The sequence below is a fragment of the Rhizobium sp. WSM1274 genome (genome assembly GCF_025200775.1).
Lineage (GTDB): Bacteria > Pseudomonadota > Alphaproteobacteria > Rhizobiales > Rhizobiaceae > Rhizobium > Rhizobium leguminosarum_I.
Genome location: NZ_CP104139.1, coordinates 1,067,920 through 1,083,390, shown reverse-complemented (window position 1 = coordinate 1,083,390; position 15,471 = coordinate 1,067,920). Strand labels below are relative to the sequence as shown.

Sequence of the window (15,471 nt, the reverse complement as noted above, 5' to 3'; positions counted from 1 at the left end):
GCTCTCGGTGATCTGCCTTCGAGGATTCCGGAGAATACCATTCCGTCATCGATAAATTTCCCCTGGAATCAAGGCTCTCGGGCGCATGGATCAGCCAATCTCGTCATACGATATGTCGTTCCTTCCCGCGTGGGATGGCATCGCCTGCGCCACCCCACACATATTATCGCGGCCGGTGTTGCAGCGGCCGCCGCGGCGGCCGTGGGCGATGGCCGTCGAAGACTGCGTCATACCTCTGCAGCCGCGGCTCCGGCCTGAACGCCTTCATCCCTGGGAATCCTGAACCACGCGACGTAGAGCGCAGGCAGGAACAGCAGGGTGAGCGCGGTTCCGACGACGATGCCGCCCATCATGGCGTAGGCCATCGGCCCCCAGAAGATCTCGCGCGAGATCGGGATCAGCGCCAGCGTGGCCGCCGCGGCCGTCAGCATGATCGGCCGCATGCGGTGTTCAGTGGCCTCGATGACCGCCTGCCAGGGCGCCATTCCTTCGCTGCGTAGGTGCTCGATCTGAACGACCAGGATGACGGAGTTGCGGATCAGAATGCCGATGAGCGCAAGCACGCCGAGGATCGCGACGAAGCCCATGGGTGCGTTGCTGAGCAGCAGTGCTGCGACGACGCCGATCAGGGCGGTCGGCGCAACCGCGAACACCAGGAAGAGGCGGCTGAAGCTCTGCAGCTGGATCATCAGGATCGTCGCCATCACAAACAGCATCAGCGGAGCGACTGCCGCGATCGGCCCCTGGGCATCTGCACTGGATTCGACCGCGCCGCCCACTTCCACCTTGTATCCTACGGGAAGGTTTTTCTGGAATTCTTCGACCTTCGGCTTGAGCTGTTCGACGATCGTGGCGGGTTGCGTCGGACCGACGACGGCCGCCTTGACCGTTATGGTGGGTTGCCTGTCGCGACGCCAGATCGTCGGCTGCTCGAGCTCGTAGCGGAAATTCGCCACGGCAGACAGCGGCACGACCTTGCCGTTGGAGGTGGAGAGCTGCAGATTCTCAAGCGTCTGGATGGAATCGCGCTCGGCTGCCCTGGCGCGGCCGATGACGTTGACCAGGTAGATGTCGTCTCGAACCTGGGTGGCCGTCGAGCCTTCGACGATGCCGTTGAGGGCAGTGGCGATGTCTTCGGAGGATACGCCGAGCTGGCGCGCCTTGTCCTGCAGGACATCGACCTTCACCACGCGGGACGGCTCATTCCAGTCCAGGACCATGTTCGCCAGAAGCGGGTGCGATCCCATGACGCCGGCGAACTGCTGCGAGAGGTCGCGGACCTTTTGAACATCGGGACCGCTGATCCGGTACTGGACCGGCTTGCCCACCGGCGGGCCGATGTCGAGAAGCTTGACGAAGGCGTCGGTGCCGGGGAAGGTTTTCGTCAGATAGTCCTGCAGTTCCGCCCGCACCTTGTCGCGCACGTCGAGCCCTTTGGTGACGATGATCGTCTGCCCGAACGACACGTCGGGCGTCTGCACGTCAAAGGACAAGATGAAGCGTGGCGCACCCTGGCCGACATAGGTCGTCCAATGGTCGACATCCTTGTTATCGGCCAGCATCTCCTTTTCGAACTTGGCCATCTGCCTGTTGGTTTCGGCGATCGAACTGTTGTTGGGGAGATTCCAGTCGATGACCAGCTCGGTTCTGTCCGAGTTGGGGAAGAACTGTTGCTGCACCAGCCCCATGCCGCCGATCGAAAGTGCAAAGACACCGACCGTGAGGATGATGGTGACCCAGCGCCAGCGCATCGCCAGCCCCAGGAGCCATGAGAAGACCGAGGCGAAGCGGCCCTTCTTCTCGTGATGCGATTTCATCGTCTTCGGCAGGATCGTGACGCCGAGAAGCGGCGTGAACAGCACCGCCACCACCCAGGAAACGATCAGCGAAACTGCGATGACCACGAAAAGCGTGAAGGTGAACTCACCGGCAGCACTGTTGTTGAGACCGACCGGGATGAAACCGGCAACGGTGACGAGCGTCCCCGTCAGCATCGGAAAGGCGGTCGATGTATAAACGTGGGTGGCGGCTTTCCTGAGATCGTCGCCCGCCTCCAGGCGGGCCACCATCATCTCGACGGCGATCATGGCATCGTCGACAAGCAGCCCGAGCGCGATGATGAGTGCGCCAAGCGAGATGCGCTGAAGCGAAATGCCGGAATATTCCATCACCACGAAGGTGATCGCCAGGACGAGCGGAATGGAGATCGCCACCACCATGCCGGCGCGAAGACCAAGGCTGATGAAGCTGATAATCAGGACGATGACGATCGCTTCGAAGAGCGCGCGGGTAAATCCCGACACCGCTTCGTCGACGACGGCCGGCTGATCGGAAACGCGGTGGACGTCCACGCCGATCGGAAGGTCAGCGACGACACGTTTCATCTGCGCGTCGAGCCCCTCGCCGAACTCCAGAAGATTGGCGCCCTGCTTCATGCCGATCGCAAGCCCGATCGCCGGCTGGCCGTTGAACCGGAACAGCGACGAGGGCGGATCCACGTAGCCGCGTTTGATCGTGGCGACATCGCTCAGCGGAAAGAAGCGGTCGTTGATCCGAAGATTGATCGATCTCAGGCTGTCCTCGGACGTGAACTGTCCGCTGACCCGCAGGGCGATGCGCTCCGGCCCGGCGTCAACAAAGCCGGACTGCGTGACGGCATTCTGCGCCTGCAGGGTCTGAATGACCGACTGTTGGTCGATCCCGAGTGCGGCGATCTGGCGTGTGGAGAATTCGAGATAGATCGCCTCGTCCTGGGCGCCGACCACATCGACCTTGCCAACGTTGGGCACGGTCAGAACCTTGGAACGGGCATCTTCCACGAGATCACGAAGTTGGCGCTGAGTAAGCCCGTCGCTGGTGAAGGCGTAGATGTTTCCGAAGACGTCGCCGAAGCGATCGTTGAAGAAAGGACCGACGACCCCGGTGGGGAAATCGCCCTTGATGTCGGCAATCATGTTGCGGATGCGCAGCCAGGTCGGCGCAACATCCTTCGCCTTGGTCGTCGGCAACAGCTCGACAAAGACGGTCGTCTGGCCCGCAACGGTCTCGCTCTTGGTGTAATCAAGCGATTCCAGTTCCTGAAGCTTTTTCTCGATCCTGTCGGTCACCTGCCGCGTCACCTCTTCGGCGGAGGCGCCGGGCCACTGGGCGGTGATCACCATCGTCTTGATCGTGAAGTTCGGGTCTTCCTCGCGGCCGAGCTTCACGTAGGAGAAGGCGCCGGCGAGAATGAAGACGATCATGAAGTACCAGACGAGCGAACGGTGTTCGAGCGCCCAGTCGGAAAGATTGAAGGACTTCACTGGCTGATCTCCTGGTCGATCCTGATGGTCTGGCCATCTTCAAGTTTATGCACGCCTGCCACGACCACCCTTTCTCCGGGGGCGATCCCTTCGCTGACGCGGGCGGTGCCGCCATCTTCGATGTCACCGTCGATCTTCACGCGGCGAAGCGATACCTTCCTGGCTGGCGCATCGACGATCCAGACGCTCGGGCCGTCGCTGCCGACAAGGATTGCAGAGGAAGGCAGGACGATCTGCGAATCGGCTGCAATGGTTGCCGAGGCGGATATGACGGAGCCCAGCCGGAAGGTGGCGGGGGGATCGCTCAGTGCGATCTTGGTCCTGCTCGTGCGGGTGGACGTCTCCGCCTCCGGTGCTATTTCACGCACGATCCCGGACGTGCGGATGGTCGGATCGAGCTGCAGCGTCACCTCGAAGGGCGCGCCGATCTTCAGTTTCTGGGCGGCTGCCTGGGGCACGTCGACCACGGCATCGCGCTTGTCCGGCCGTGCGATGGTCACGACCGTCTGGCCGGCCGACACCACCTGTCCGACCTCGGCCGAGGTCGCGGTCACCACCCCGTCGAATTCCGCCCGAAGCTGCGCGTAGCCGAGTTGCTCCGTGGCCTTGTCGAGATTGGCCTGCGCCTTGGCGACGGCGGCCGCGGCCGTCCGCCTTGCCTGTTCGGCCTCTTCGAGCGAGGCTTCGGTGCCTGAGCGCGACTCCAGCAACGTGCGCTGGCGCTGTTCTGTGGTCACCGCGTTCCTGAGCTGGGCGTCGCTGTTCTCTACGTCCGACTGCGCGTTGCGCACGGCAAGCTCCAACGCCAGCGGATCGATGGCGGCAACGACATCATCCTTCTTAACGAGATCGCCGACATTGACGTTGCGGGCGATCATCCGCCCGAGAATCCGGAAGCCGAGTTCAGTCTCGATCGTCGGTTCGATCGTGCCGGTCAGGCTCAAGCTCGAAGACGACGTTGGCTTGGCTGTCATCGACAGCACGGGACGAGGGGCTTCCTCCTTGCTTTCCTCCTGCGGCGTACAGGAGGAGATCAGGGCCGTAGCCATCATCAGTGCGACTATCTTGGGACGAATAATCACTTGGAAGCTTCCTTGACATAAGACACGATTTCACCCGGCCTGAGGAACTTGGTTCCGTCGGCCACCACGACCTCTCCTTCAGACACACCTGACTTGACGATGAAGCTGCCGGTCTCGTAGCCGGAGACATCCACCGCCCTTGCCGAAACCGCAGATGATGCGGGATCGACAATCCAGACGGCCGGCTTGCCGTCCTTGGATGTCATGGCGGACCAGGGAAGCTGGATGACGTCCTGCGAGACATAATTGAATCTTCCGACGACGGGAGCGCCGAGGGGGATCGGAGCGTCGCTCGATATCGCGACCTTGACCTTAATGGTTCCGGTGGAGGGATCGATCGTCGGCGAAATCTCGCGAACCTTCGCCGTAATCTTCTGCGAGGAGTTCGCCAGAAGGGTCACGGTCCCGTCGCCGTCGATCGGGCGCAGGAACGCGCTCTCGACCACTTCAAAGACGGCATCCCGGTCGCCGTCATGGGCAAGCGTGAACACGACCTGGGCGGCCTGCGCCACTTGCCCGACCTCGGCATTGCGGGCGGTGATCATTCCGTCGGCGTCCGCCTTCAGCTCGGTGTAGGACAGAGTGTCCTGAGCGGTCTCCAACAGCGCTTGCGCTGACTTCGTCGATGCCTGCGCGGTCAGGAGCGCCTCCTGCGCCTGATCGAGTGCCGCACGCGTCGTCACCTGCGTTCGAAACAGGCTCTGCTGGCGGTCGTATGCGAGCTGCGCCTGGGTTTGCTGCGCCTCAGCCGACTGAAGGTTGGCAGCCGCCACATCCAGATCGGCCCTCTGCTCTTCCGGATCGATCCGCGCGAGGAGCTGCCCCGCCTTCACGGACTGTCCGACTTCCACCAGCCGCTCGACGATCTTGCCGCTGACGCGGAAGGACAGATCGGTCTGGACACGGGCGCGGACTTCGCCGGTGACCGCGCCACCTCGGACCAGCGGCTCAGGCCTGGCGACGACGATGCCGACCTGCCGTGCGGTTGGCTTAGTCGGCTCGCCCGCATCGCTGCATGATCCGAGACCGATGGCGCATGCGATCGCCGTGGCGACCAGAATGGTTCTCATAGTTGACCTCTTGCTCTCAACGGCAGCTTCTATATAATTGACTGACGTATTAGTCAATGAAACTTTGCGTCGCGGGGACGAGGGCGTGCGCAATAAGGGAGGCGAGGCAAACGGCAGCTCAGAAGAAGATCACGCGGGCGGAACAGAAGGCGCTGCGGCCCATCCAGATCCTGGATGCCGCCTTCGAGGAATTCGTGAGAAGCGGTTTCGCGGGCACACGCGTCGAAGACATCGCCGACAGGGTCGGCGTCACCAAGGGTACGGTGTACGTCTACTTCGAGACGAAGGAGAAGCTTTTCGAAGCCATGATCCACCACTTCTCCGTGCCGTTTCAGGAGCTGCTGGGGATCACCGAGAGTCTCAGCGGCAGCGCCGCCGACCGGCTGATTTCCATTCTCGCACTGCTCTACGAACAAATCGCCGAGGATCGCACGACCCGCGAGCTGACGCGGCTCGTCATTGCCGAAGGGCATCGATTCCCCGACCTAATCGACCGCCACCACGATCAGTTCATTGAACCGATCATCGCCAAGGTCGACGCTCTTATTCTCGAGGGTGTGGCGTCAGGGGAGTTTCGCGAAGTTCCGGTGGAATTCTCCGACATCGTGGTCGCGCCCATCCTGACGACGACAGTTCTGCGGCTGATATTCGACGACCGCCGCGTGCCCACTCCCAACAAGGAGGCCTTCCTGCGGGCCTATTTCGACCTGCTGCTCAACGGCCTGCTTGCCAAACCTCACTGATGGCCGAACGACGAATAATTCCGTGCCAAACACGTAGCTTTTTTGAAGTTTTTATGTAAAAACATCGAGTTAGCTATGCCTTCGAAGGCACGACCTCAATTCGTGACGGAAAAAGTGGAACGCAAAGTCAATCTCAAGGATGTCGCGCGCGATGCTGACGTATCGCTGAGCACGGCCTCGCACGCGCTGAACGGAACCGCACCGCTGACGATCGAGGTACGCGAGAGGGTTCTGGATTCGGCAAAACGCCTGGGTTACCTCGACCGCCGGCGGAAGAAGGCGACGATCGCGACCTTACGCGTCCTGCTTCTCGCCATTCCCGACGATGCCGCGCCGGAGAGCGACCTCAATCTGGTGAGTTGGACGATCCTCAACGGTCTTCGCAGGGAGTGCGAACGCCGCGGCATCAGGATCGTACCCTTCGTTAGCACCGGCCGCCGTATCGACGGCGCTCGGGTCAGGCAGATCGCGCTGTCGGAGCGCGCCGACGGCATCGTGGTCCTGAACGACGATCAGCCGGAATTGATCCGAAGCCTCGCCTCTCCTGATATGCCTGTTGTCATCGTCAACGGCGAAGACCCGGCCATGCTGGTCGATACGGTCACGCCCGAAAACCGTTTTGGGGCAAGGCTCGGCATCGAGCACCTGCTGGGGCTGGGGCATCGCCGCATCCTGCACCTGACCTGGAAGGGCCGCACGACGATCCAGCGCCGATATGACGGCTTTTCCGATGCCTATTTCGCCGCGCAGCTTCCGGTGCCCGACGATATGATCGTCGAGGCCGAGGGGTATGAGCCCAGGCACGGCGAGGCTGCGATCAATGCGCTGCTCGACCGCGATGCCACGATGAAAGGCGCGACCGCCGTCTTCTGCGCGGCCGACAATCTAGCGCTCGGATGCCTGAAGGCATTGGCCGATCGCGACATCCGCGTGCCCGAAGCGATATCAGTGCTGGGGTTCGACGACATCGTCCCCGGCGAATTCAGCCGCCCGCCGTTGTCGACGATCAGCGTTCCCACAGACAGGCTCGGCGCGGCCGCTTTGGCGCTCATCGAACAGCGGCTGATCGCCAACGACCCGCAGCGGCCGGCCCATCGCCTGGAACTCGGTTGCCATCTCGTCTTGAGGGGCAGCATCGCGCCGCCGCGCTCCTAGAACAGGATGTCGTCCGAAAACCGTTCACACGTTTCGGCATCCTGCATTAGCGCAAGCGCTCGGCCCGCAGGCGCGTATCGCGCGGGCTTTCTCCAAAGGCGCTGCGGTAGACACTGGAAAACCTGCCGGCATGAGAAAAACCCCACATCGCGCAGATCTCCCGGACGGATCGCTGATTCATCGGATCCCGCAACTGGTCGCGGGCTGCCTGCAGCCTGATCGTGCGCAAGTAACCGCCCGGTGAAGTTCCCCTGAAGGCCTTGAAGCCCGTTTGCAGCGCCCGAAGTGAAACACCGACGTCATCCGCAATCATCGTCATGGTGAGGGGCTCTGCGATATTGGCGTGCATATAGTCGATAGCACGTCGGACATGCCAAGGCGCGACCAACGACACTTTGTTTTTTTCCAGATAGCCGGAAAAACGGTGAGAGCCAAATCGGATCACGAGATTGGCAAGGGTTTCGCTCATTCCTGCCATGGCAAGCGGTGAAGACAGAAGCGGACCGTCATTGAGCATGCCCCGCACGATCGTCTGCGCGAGGCTGCCGATAAGCTGGCCCGATGGTGTTGCGAGATCCAGAACGGGTTCTAGGTCAAGCGAATCGAGGATCGGCGTTTCCACCAGTGAAACGAGCATTCGTCTCACAATTTTCCAGTCCAGGAACAGCGCATCCGAGCGGTGCGGGCCGCCCTGGACGAAACGATCGCCGGCCTGATGGTTGTTGGCCATGAGAAGATGACCCGCCTCACTTTCAACCACCCTTTTTCCAATGGACAGTCGAAAGGATCCGGTGTGCGGGATGTAAAACGCGAGGTGTTGCGGCGTCTCCTCGAGCGTTCGAATCGTCCAGGAACTCTGATAAACCGAATGAAGCGCCGTAAATGGCCCGCTTGTTCTCAGGTCCGCTGCCCAAGCAAAAGCCCGATCTTTGCTCAGCGGCTTGGCGCTAAAGGCTCCGTAGCCTGCCAAATAGGCTTGCACCATCGACTCGAAGTCCCTGCCTTCATGCGTCGGCGCAAACCCATATGTCTCACGCTCAGGAGCGCGCGCCGTGCTCTCGGATCTCAACGATATCCCCTCTGCGTTCGTGAATTGTGATCCCGGCTGGCTTGGCCAATCTCAATGGAGTAAGCAGGGCCGGCAAACCGGGGCTCGAATTCCTTGTTTGACAGAAGCAAAACGCCCTCCCAATGTGGTTCACACTCACAGTGTAAATCAAACCGAACCCAAAATGAAGTATGATCCGCTAGACCACATCGCCGCGCATTTTTTGCGAGACACGCAAGCTGTGCGCGTCGCTTCCCGCAACGAACGCGACCTGCTGCGGCTGATCTGGAAGTCTCCGGGCATTGAGCGCTCCGACCTAACCGAGCCGCTCGATCTCACCCAGCAATCGCTGCACAGGATCGTCGCGCGGCTTCATGAGCGAGGAATGATCGTCTTTTCCCATTCGGAAAGCCGGCGGCCCGGGCCCTCCAGCCCTGGCCTTACTCTTTGCAGAGACTGGTGTCTGACGCTCGGCATCGCCGTGAACGTCGGTTCGATCGGCCTCTGCCTCATGGGTTTCGGAGAACCTTTGGACCACATGGAAATTCCGCAGGAGGGATCGTCACTCGCCGCGGAGATGGAGCGGATCGAAGCGGCGGTCGAAGAGCTCCTTGCCCGGCGAGGAGCCGAGCGGCGCGACGTCCTCGGCATCGGTCTGGCAGTCTCTGGCCACCATATGCTGGAGACGGCCTTCAACTGTCCTCTGCCGCTCGCTCATTGGTCATTGATCGATTTGGCGCCTTTGCTCGGAGAGCAGCTCGGCCTACCGGTCTGGGCAGACAATGTCGCCAGGACCGCCGCCTTGGCGGAAGCAATTTTCGGTGTCGGCCGCGACGTCGCTGATTTCGCCTATATCGCCCACCTTCACGGATACGGGGGCGGCCTCGTTTCCGGAGGCATGCCGTTTCGCGGCAGTTTCGGAAATGCCGGCGAATATTCCGTTCTCTTCGGGCGTGAGGAATACGACGATCGCCCTGCACTCAGCCTCTTGCTTCAACACCTTCATGCCAAGGGACGCTCGAACTTGACCCTCAGGGACCTGAAGAACGAAAACCTGGTGGATTGGGATGGCGTTGCGGAGTGGGTCGACCGCATCGCGCCGGCCCACAACAAAGCCATCAATGCGATCTGCGCAGTATTCGACCCGGCCTTGATCGTGCTTGGCGGCGAGCTTCCGCATTCGCTCGCGAGAATGCTTATCGAACGGACCGAGTTCAATAATCTGCCTCGGCATGGCGTGCTGCGTGACGTCCCACGCCTTGCCGTGGCACAGATCATCGATGCCCCCGGTGCCATCGGCGCGGCCTTGATCCCGCTCTTCGAAACCGTTTTGTGATATGCGCAGGAGGTATCGACCGCCGAAGCGCGCCGCATGAACCGAGTTCTATACGACGCGCCTCAGCCGGAGGTCGGCGTGGTTTGGGTTCTTCGACGGTTGCGAGGAGATCTCTCTCAATGCAGGCCCACTTACTTCATCCCTGTTCCGGCGATGCCCGTGGTGATGTACTTCTGCAGAAACAGGAAGACGACGGTGACGGGCAGCAGGCTGAGGAACGTCATCGCCAGGATATAGTGCCACTGCACCGAGAACTCTCCCTGGAATGCGTTCAGGCCGACCTGCAGCGTGAAATTCTCGCGGCTGTTGAGGACGATGAGAGGCCAGAGGAAGTCGTTCCAGCGCCAGAGCACCGAAAAGATCGCCAGCACCGCCAGAGCCGGCGCCGTCAGCGGCAGGATGATGCGCCAGAAGATGCAGAATTCGCTCGCCGCGTCGACGCGCGCCGCCTCTATCAGCTCGTCGGGTATGGTCAGCATATATTGCCGCAGCAGGAAAACGGCGGTCGGAGAGGCGACCGTCGGCAGGATGACGCCCCAGAGGTTGTCGGCAAGCCCGACCCCGACGATGACGAGATAGGCCGGCACCATGACGACGGCGAGCGGGATCATCAGCGTCGAAATGATGATGACGAAGACCGTCGTATCACCGGGAAATTTGTATTTCGACAGGGCGAAAGCCGCCATGGCGTTGACGATCAGCGTCAGCAGCGTTGCGACGAAGGTGACGAACACTGAATTCTTCAGAAAGGTCAGGAAGTTGAATCGGGTCAGCGGATCGGTGTAATTCTGCCTGGCGACCGTCAGCTTCTGCACCGGCGTCAGCCCCTTGACGTCGACGCTGACCGGTGATCCCGGATTTGCCGGATCGACCATCTGGGCCTTGAGGCCGATGCGGCGAACCATGGCCATTTCGCGCATCTGGCCGTCGACGGTAACCTGCCAGAGGCTGAGCGGCTTGTCGAAGCCGGGCACGGTCTGTTCGACGGCGGCCCGGGGAAGCAGCGTCGGCGGAAACCGGGTGATCTCAGCCGCCGGCTTCAGCGAGGAGAGGCCCGCCCAGAGGACCGGAAGCAACACCACGAAGGTTCCGCCAACCAGCCAGACCCACGACAATATGTCGGTTATATCAATGCGTCCGGCTCGGCGTGTGCGCGTGAAAAAGCTGATCTGGTTCATCTCAGGACTCCATTCGCTTGCCGATGCGCAGCTGTATGAGGGTGAGAACCAGAAGCACCAGCCCCATGAGAACCGATGCGGCGGAGGCCAGTCCGAAGAGGCGAAGATCGCTGCCGAATGCCATCTGGTAGATATATTGGACGATGAAGCTGTTGGCCGTGCCGGGGCCTCCGCCATTGGTCAAGACCCAGGCCTCGTCGAAGATCTGGACGGACTTGATCATCAAAAGAATGAACACGACCAAGAGGTTCGGAGCGAGCAACGGAAGCGTGATCCTGAACAGCGTGCGGCGCGGCGAAGCGGCATCGATGGAGGCAGCCTCGTAGAGCTCCTTCGGGATAGCCTGGAGGCCGGCAAGCAGGATCAGGGTATAAAAACCCATGTGAAACCATACCGACACCGCAACGACGAAGAAGCGCGACCAGCCGACATCAAGCAGGAAGATTTCAGGGGGGACGCCGATCATCTGGAAGAAGGCGTTCAGGAGCCCGTTACGATCGAGGAACCATTTCCAGATGAGACCGATGACGACGGGAGACAGCAAGACGGGATAGAAGAACATCGCCCTGAAGAAGCCGCGCGCGACGATCGCCCGATTGAGGATCAGCGCCGTGATCAGCGCCACGAGCAATGTGGCGACGACATTGAAGGCTACGAACCAGAGCGTGTTCCACACGGCCGTCCAGAACAGCGATTCCTGACAGGTTCCCGGCTGCAGATAATTGCCGCAGGAAAGCAGCGTGCGGAAATTGTCCAGGCCGATGAAGGGACGCTCCGACACGAAAAGGTTTGTGCCGCCGGTAAAGGCGTAACCGATCGCGATCGCGATCGGAAGGAACGTGAAGATAGCAAACAGTACGAGGTTCGGGGCCAGGAACAGCCATGGCATACGCTTGCGGCCGAAGATGCGCTCGATCAGATTTATCGGGGCTTCGACCACTCTCATCGCCGTTTCCCCTGTCTGGGTCAGCAATGCACCTGCCTTGAGCGCCGCCATGTTCAGCGCCTCCCCTGTCCGGGCCGCCGGGCAAAAGCCAGGCCGCTTTCGGGATCGAACAGATGAACCCGCCCCGGGGCGGCATCGATCAGGATGTGATCACCAGGGGCCGGCGCGAAATGGCCGGCCTCATGAATGATCATCTGCTCGTCCTGACCTGCAAGGTTGCCGTAGACATAGGTCTCGGTCCCGAGGCCCTCATGATACTGGACGATGAACGGCAGGCCTCGCTCGCTGGAACGTGAAAAATGCGCGGGCCGGATGCCGGCGAGAACGGCCTGTCCGACCGCAATGCCGGCGAGGTCGACATCGCTGACGATGCTGCCGCCGTTGCCGACATCGATGGTGACGCCGCTTTCGCTGACGCCCGATACCTTGCCCTCGATGATATTCATGCGCGGCGAGCCGAGGAAGCCGGCGACGAAGAGATTGCGCGGGCTATCGAACAGGTCCAGCGGCGCGCCGACCTGCTCGACCCGCCCGGCGCGCAGCACGACGATCTTGTCGGCCATCGTCATCGCCTCGACCTGGTCATGCGTGACGTAGATCATCGTCGTCTTGATCTCGCGGTGGAGCTTGGTGATCTCGGCGCGGGTCTGGACGCGCAAGGCGGCGTCGAGATTCGACAGCGGCTCGTCGAAGAGGAAAATGTCCGGTTCGCGCACAATGGCCCGGCCGATTGCCACGCGTTGGCGCTGGCCGCCCGAAAGCTGCTTCGGGCGCCGGTCCAGATAAGGTTCGATCGCCAGCATCCTGGCGGCTTCGGCAATCCGCGCCTCGATCTCGGCGCGCTTGAACTTCAGGTTCTCCAGGCCGAAAGCGAGGTTCTTGCGAACGCTCATATGCGGATAGAGCGCGTAGGACTGGAAGACCATTGCGATCTTGCGCTCGGCAGGCGAGAGCGCGCTGACGTCGCGCCCCCCGATCGCGATTGCGCCCTCCGTGACCTCTTCGAGGCCGGCGATGACACGCAGCAGGGTCGACTTGCCGCATCCCGACGGACCGACGAAGACGACGAACTCGCCGTCTTGGATATCGAGTTCGACGTCATGCAGGACTTTGACTGAGCCATACGACTTGTTGACGTTGGAAAGTTTCAGTTCTGCCATGCCCCACTCCCATCAGGTGCCGCCGTTTCGAAGACGGCGTTGTTTTTGTTCCAGCCTTGCGGCAGCGGTGTCGGTCTTGTGATCCGCACCTCGTTTATCAAGATCCCGACGACATCAGCCACGTAGACGGCCGGCATTCCCCCCGGATAGTGCTCAAGACCGATCACCCGACCGTCAGACCCGCGGGTCCAGGCATTCGCACGGCCGCCGCCATCGGCTTTCGGGGAAAGGTCCGCGTTCGTCGGACGCAGGTCGTAGGACCGCGCCGTACCGAGCTGCCCAGGCTGCTGATCGATGGCGATGCGCGCAAGCGATGCGTTCCTGATACCGGCCGACGAGGTCGAAATGATCGTGATCGCCCCCTCCATCCGGCCGGTTATGTCCTCGACGATGAGATTTTCGATGGCGCCTGCCGTGCGCTCCGCGACACGGTCAACCACATTGACGGTCAGCGCCTCCCCCGAGCCCCAGAAACCGTCGGGGGTCTCGCGGCACTCCACCGCAATTCTCGAAAACCTCACATTCGATATCCGGCCGCCGTCGCGGGAAAATATGCCGAGCGCCCTGTTGGAGGATGAGACGTTGCAATCCTCGAAAACGACATTGGTGACGTCGCCATGCGTTTCCGTGCCGATCTTCAGCGCACAGCTGAGGCTCCGAACGGAGCAGCGGCGGACAAGAATGTTTTCGCATCGTCCGATGGCGACACGATTAGGCCCGATGCTCGTCTTCAGGCATATGCCGTCGTCGGCCGTCGATATCCCGCAGTCCTCGATGACGGCGCCGCGGCAGGCATCCAGCACGATGCCGTCGGTATTGGGAAGGCGGCGGTCGTTGTCGATGGTCACATCCCTGACTGTGACATCGGTGCAGTTGACGAAATGCAGCGTCCACATTGGCGAGCGGCAAATATGGACGGAGCTGATCTCGACCTCGTCGCAGCCTTCGAACACCACGACACGAGGACGAAATTCGGCCGGGATGAAGGTTCCCACCGTCTCGTCGTCTCCCACAATGAAGCTGTCACAACCGGCTTCGATGCGCCCCGCCCCCGTCAGGCTGATCCGCCGTGCATCCTTGGCGACGACCATGCCGCGGTCCGACTTTTCAGCGATCACCGAAACACTCGTATGCGCATAGGCCTCGTAGTCCGGGACGGGACGCAGGATCGCGCCGGCGGCCAGATGAAGGTCGACGCCGCATCTGAGCTGGAGCCCGCGGCAGACATGGATGCCGGCCTTGAGCTCCACGCGTCCGCCGCCCGAAGCCGACAGGCCGTCGATGGCCGCCTGCAGGCGGATCGTATCGTCGCCCTCCGCCGGCTCGATCGCGACAAGTGACACGGGGCTCATTGGCGCTCGCCGTTCTCGAGAAAGACTTCCGTCAGGAGCAGCATGGTCAGCGCCTGGCCATAAGGCGTCGGCACGTTGGGGATGCGCCTGTAGAAATCGAGGTCATGGCCCATCGGCGTGCCGTCCGAGACGCCGTGGACGACACCTTCTTCGTCGATCTGCGCCAGCACCGCCGCAAACGCGCGCTCCGCATAGGCCCTGTCGTCTTTGTCGAGAATGCCGGCATCGATGGCGCGCAATATGCCATAGGCAATGCCTGCCGTGGCTGAGGTTTCCAGCGGCGAGGACGGATCGTCCAGAAGCGTCGTGAACATCCCGTCCGGCCGCTGGCATTCCTTCAGCGAGCGCACCTGGCTGATGAGAACGTTCGACAGAAAACGCCGGTCCTTCTCGCCGAGCGTCGGGACGAGATCGAAGAGCTCGGGGATGGCGACGGTGATCCAGGCATTGCCGCGCGCCCAGAAGGCATTGGCGAAATTGTGCCGCCCGTGGAAGGTCCAGCCGTGATACCAGAGCCCGCTGACCGGATCGGAGAGATAGCGGGTGTGGATCACGAATTGATAGACGGCCTCGTCGATCCACTCGCTGCGCTGGCAGAGTACGCCGGCCCGGGCGAGGAACAGGCAGGCCATGAACAGCGTATCGTCCCACAATTCACCGTCGTTGAGGCGCTCCTTGACGACGTGCTGAAAGCCGCCGTCCTCGGTCTTCGGCAGTTCCTTGACGAGCCATTCGGCCCAGTCCTCGACGAGAGCGCGAAAATCGGGACGGTCGACATGCTGGACGAGGATCGCAAGCGGCAGCATCGGCGCGGTGCTGTTGATCTGGCGCGGAGGCAGGCCGCGTTCGATCTGGACGGCATACCAGGCGACGAGCTCCTGCAGCGCTTTCTGATCATTGGTGGAAATGGCGCGACGCAGGAAGCCGTAAAGGCCGACACCGACTTCCCAGTCCCATTCGTCGAACTGGATTCCTGAGGCGGAATTTCCGGTCACGAGACCTTCCTTGATGCCCCGGAGCCGGCTGAACGCCATTGCCACGCGATCGATCGTCGTCAGGAGGGCGGCGTTATCGACAGATGTTGTGTTCATGCTGGAGA

12 protein-coding genes are annotated in these 15,471 nt (G+C 61.6%); 3 read left to right on the top strand and 9 right to left on the bottom strand.

Annotated elements, in window-relative coordinates; genetic code table 11:
* Positions 1–227: 227 nt before the first annotated feature.
* Genes N2600_RS29330 through N2600_RS29320 form a run of 3 tightly spaced genes read right to left on the bottom strand, consistent with a single transcriptional unit; the run spans position 228 to position 5,454 of the window.
* The gene (locus tag N2600_RS29330; protein WP_170279655.1) at positions 228–3,302 is read right to left on the bottom strand and encodes an efflux RND transporter permease subunit; all 3,075 of its coding nucleotides are present in this window, start codon (positions 3,300–3,302) and stop codon (positions 228–230) included.
* Positions 3,299–4,384: an efflux RND transporter periplasmic adaptor subunit gene (locus N2600_RS29325; RefSeq protein WP_162116333.1), complete on the bottom strand. Its 1,086-nt coding sequence runs from the start codon at positions 4,382–4,384 to the stop codon at positions 3,299–3,301. The genes N2600_RS29330 and N2600_RS29325 overlap by 4 nt, the downstream gene beginning before the upstream one ends.
* Entirely contained in the window at positions 4,381–5,454 is a 1,074-nt protein-coding gene (locus tag N2600_RS29320; RefSeq protein WP_170279654.1) for an efflux RND transporter periplasmic adaptor subunit, read from the bottom strand. Before N2600_RS29320 ends, N2600_RS29325 begins: the two co-directional genes overlap by 4 nt.
* 56 nt (positions 5,455–5,510) lie before the next feature.
* Here N2600_RS29320 and N2600_RS29315 point away from each other — a divergent pair, with 56 nt between their 5' ends.
* Together N2600_RS29315 and N2600_RS29310 are read left to right on the top strand one after the other, a co-directional pair.
* On the top strand, positions 5,511–6,197 hold the full coding sequence (locus tag N2600_RS29315) for a TetR/AcrR family transcriptional regulator (protein WP_260299090.1): 687 nt from the start codon (positions 5,511–5,513) through the stop codon (positions 6,195–6,197).
* A 75-nt stretch (positions 6,198–6,272) separates the two neighbouring features.
* Positions 6,273–7,352 carry a LacI family DNA-binding transcriptional regulator gene (locus N2600_RS29310; protein WP_260111246.1) on the top strand — a complete coding sequence of 360 codons (1,080 nt, stop codon included), beginning with the start codon at positions 6,273–6,275 and terminating at the stop codon, positions 7,350–7,352.
* A 46-nt stretch (positions 7,353–7,398) separates the two neighbouring features.
* Here N2600_RS29310 and N2600_RS29305 read toward each other — a convergent pair whose 3' ends face one another.
* Positions 7,399–8,421 (bottom strand): AraC family transcriptional regulator, encoded by a 1,023-nt coding sequence (locus tag N2600_RS29305; RefSeq protein WP_260299089.1) that lies wholly within the window; start codon positions 8,419–8,421, stop codon positions 7,399–7,401.
* Positions 8,422–8,584: 163 nt separating this feature from the next.
* Here N2600_RS29305 and N2600_RS29300 point away from each other — a divergent pair, with 163 nt between their 5' ends.
* Positions 8,585–9,736: an ROK family transcriptional regulator gene (locus N2600_RS29300; RefSeq protein WP_260111447.1), complete on the top strand. Its 1,152-nt coding sequence runs from the start codon at positions 8,585–8,587 to the stop codon at positions 9,734–9,736.
* A 131-nt stretch (positions 9,737–9,867) separates the two neighbouring features.
* Here the strand turns inward: N2600_RS29300 and N2600_RS29295 are convergent, their stop codons facing one another.
* Genes N2600_RS29295 through bglB form a run of 5 tightly spaced genes read right to left on the bottom strand, consistent with a single transcriptional unit; the run spans position 9,868 to position 15,463 of the window.
* Positions 9,868–10,914: a carbohydrate ABC transporter permease gene (locus N2600_RS29295; RefSeq protein WP_260111245.1), complete on the bottom strand. Its 1,047-nt coding sequence runs from the start codon at positions 10,912–10,914 to the stop codon at positions 9,868–9,870.
* 1 nt (position 10,915) lies between these two features.
* Positions 10,916–11,911 carry a carbohydrate ABC transporter permease gene (locus N2600_RS29290; protein ID WP_260299088.1) on the bottom strand — a complete coding sequence of 332 codons (996 nt, stop codon included), beginning with the start codon at positions 11,909–11,911 and terminating at the stop codon, positions 10,916–10,918.
* 2 nt (positions 11,912–11,913) lie between these two features.
* Positions 11,914–13,020, bottom strand: coding sequence for an ABC transporter ATP-binding protein (locus N2600_RS29285; RefSeq protein ID WP_260111244.1), 1,107 nt, complete (start codon positions 13,018–13,020; stop codon positions 11,914–11,916).
* Positions 13,008–14,372, bottom strand: a complete 1,365-nt coding sequence (gene pglB, locus N2600_RS29280) for a polygalacturonase PglB (RefSeq protein ID WP_260299087.1) — start codon at positions 14,370–14,372, stop codon at positions 13,008–13,010. The genes N2600_RS29285 and pglB overlap by 13 nt, the downstream gene beginning before the upstream one ends.
* Positions 14,369–15,463: a beta-galactosidase BglB gene (gene bglB / locus N2600_RS29275; RefSeq protein ID WP_222331881.1), complete on the bottom strand. Its 1,095-nt coding sequence runs from the start codon at positions 15,461–15,463 to the stop codon at positions 14,369–14,371. Before bglB ends, pglB begins: the two co-directional genes overlap by 4 nt.
* Between the last annotated feature and the right edge of the window lie 8 nt (positions 15,464–15,471).

What these genes read in the sequence shown, in the direction of transcription:
- N2600_RS29320 (WP_170279654.1), bottom strand. Translation starts at nt 5,454, where the DNA reads ATGAGAACCATTCTGGTCGCCACGGCGATCGCATGCGCCATCGGTCTC.
- N2600_RS29315 (WP_260299090.1), top strand. Translation starts at nt 5,511, where the DNA reads ATGAAACTTTGCGTCGCGGGGACGAGGGCGTGCGCAATAAGGGAGGCG.
- N2600_RS29310 (WP_260111246.1), top strand. Translation starts at nt 6,273, where the DNA reads ATGCCTTCGAAGGCACGACCTCAATTCGTGACGGAAAAAGTGGAACGC.
- N2600_RS29300 (WP_260111447.1), top strand. Translation starts at nt 8,585, where the DNA reads ATGAAGTATGATCCGCTAGACCACATCGCCGCGCATTTTTTGCGAGAC.
- N2600_RS29295 (WP_260111245.1), bottom strand. Translation starts at nt 10,914, where the DNA reads ATGAACCAGATCAGCTTTTTCACGCGCACACGCCGAGCCGGACGCATT.
- N2600_RS29290 (WP_260299088.1), bottom strand. Translation starts at nt 11,911, where the DNA reads ATGGCGGCGCTCAAGGCAGGTGCATTGCTGACCCAGACAGGGGAAACG.
- N2600_RS29285 (WP_260111244.1), bottom strand. Translation starts at nt 13,020, where the DNA reads ATGGCAGAACTGAAACTTTCCAACGTCAACAAGTCGTATGGCTCAGTC.
- pglB (WP_260299087.1), bottom strand. Translation starts at nt 14,372, where the DNA reads ATGAGCCCCGTGTCACTTGTCGCGATCGAGCCGGCGGAGGGCGACGAT.
- bglB (WP_222331881.1), bottom strand. Translation starts at nt 15,463, where the DNA reads ATGAACACAACATCTGTCGATAACGCCGCCCTCCTGACGACGATCGAT.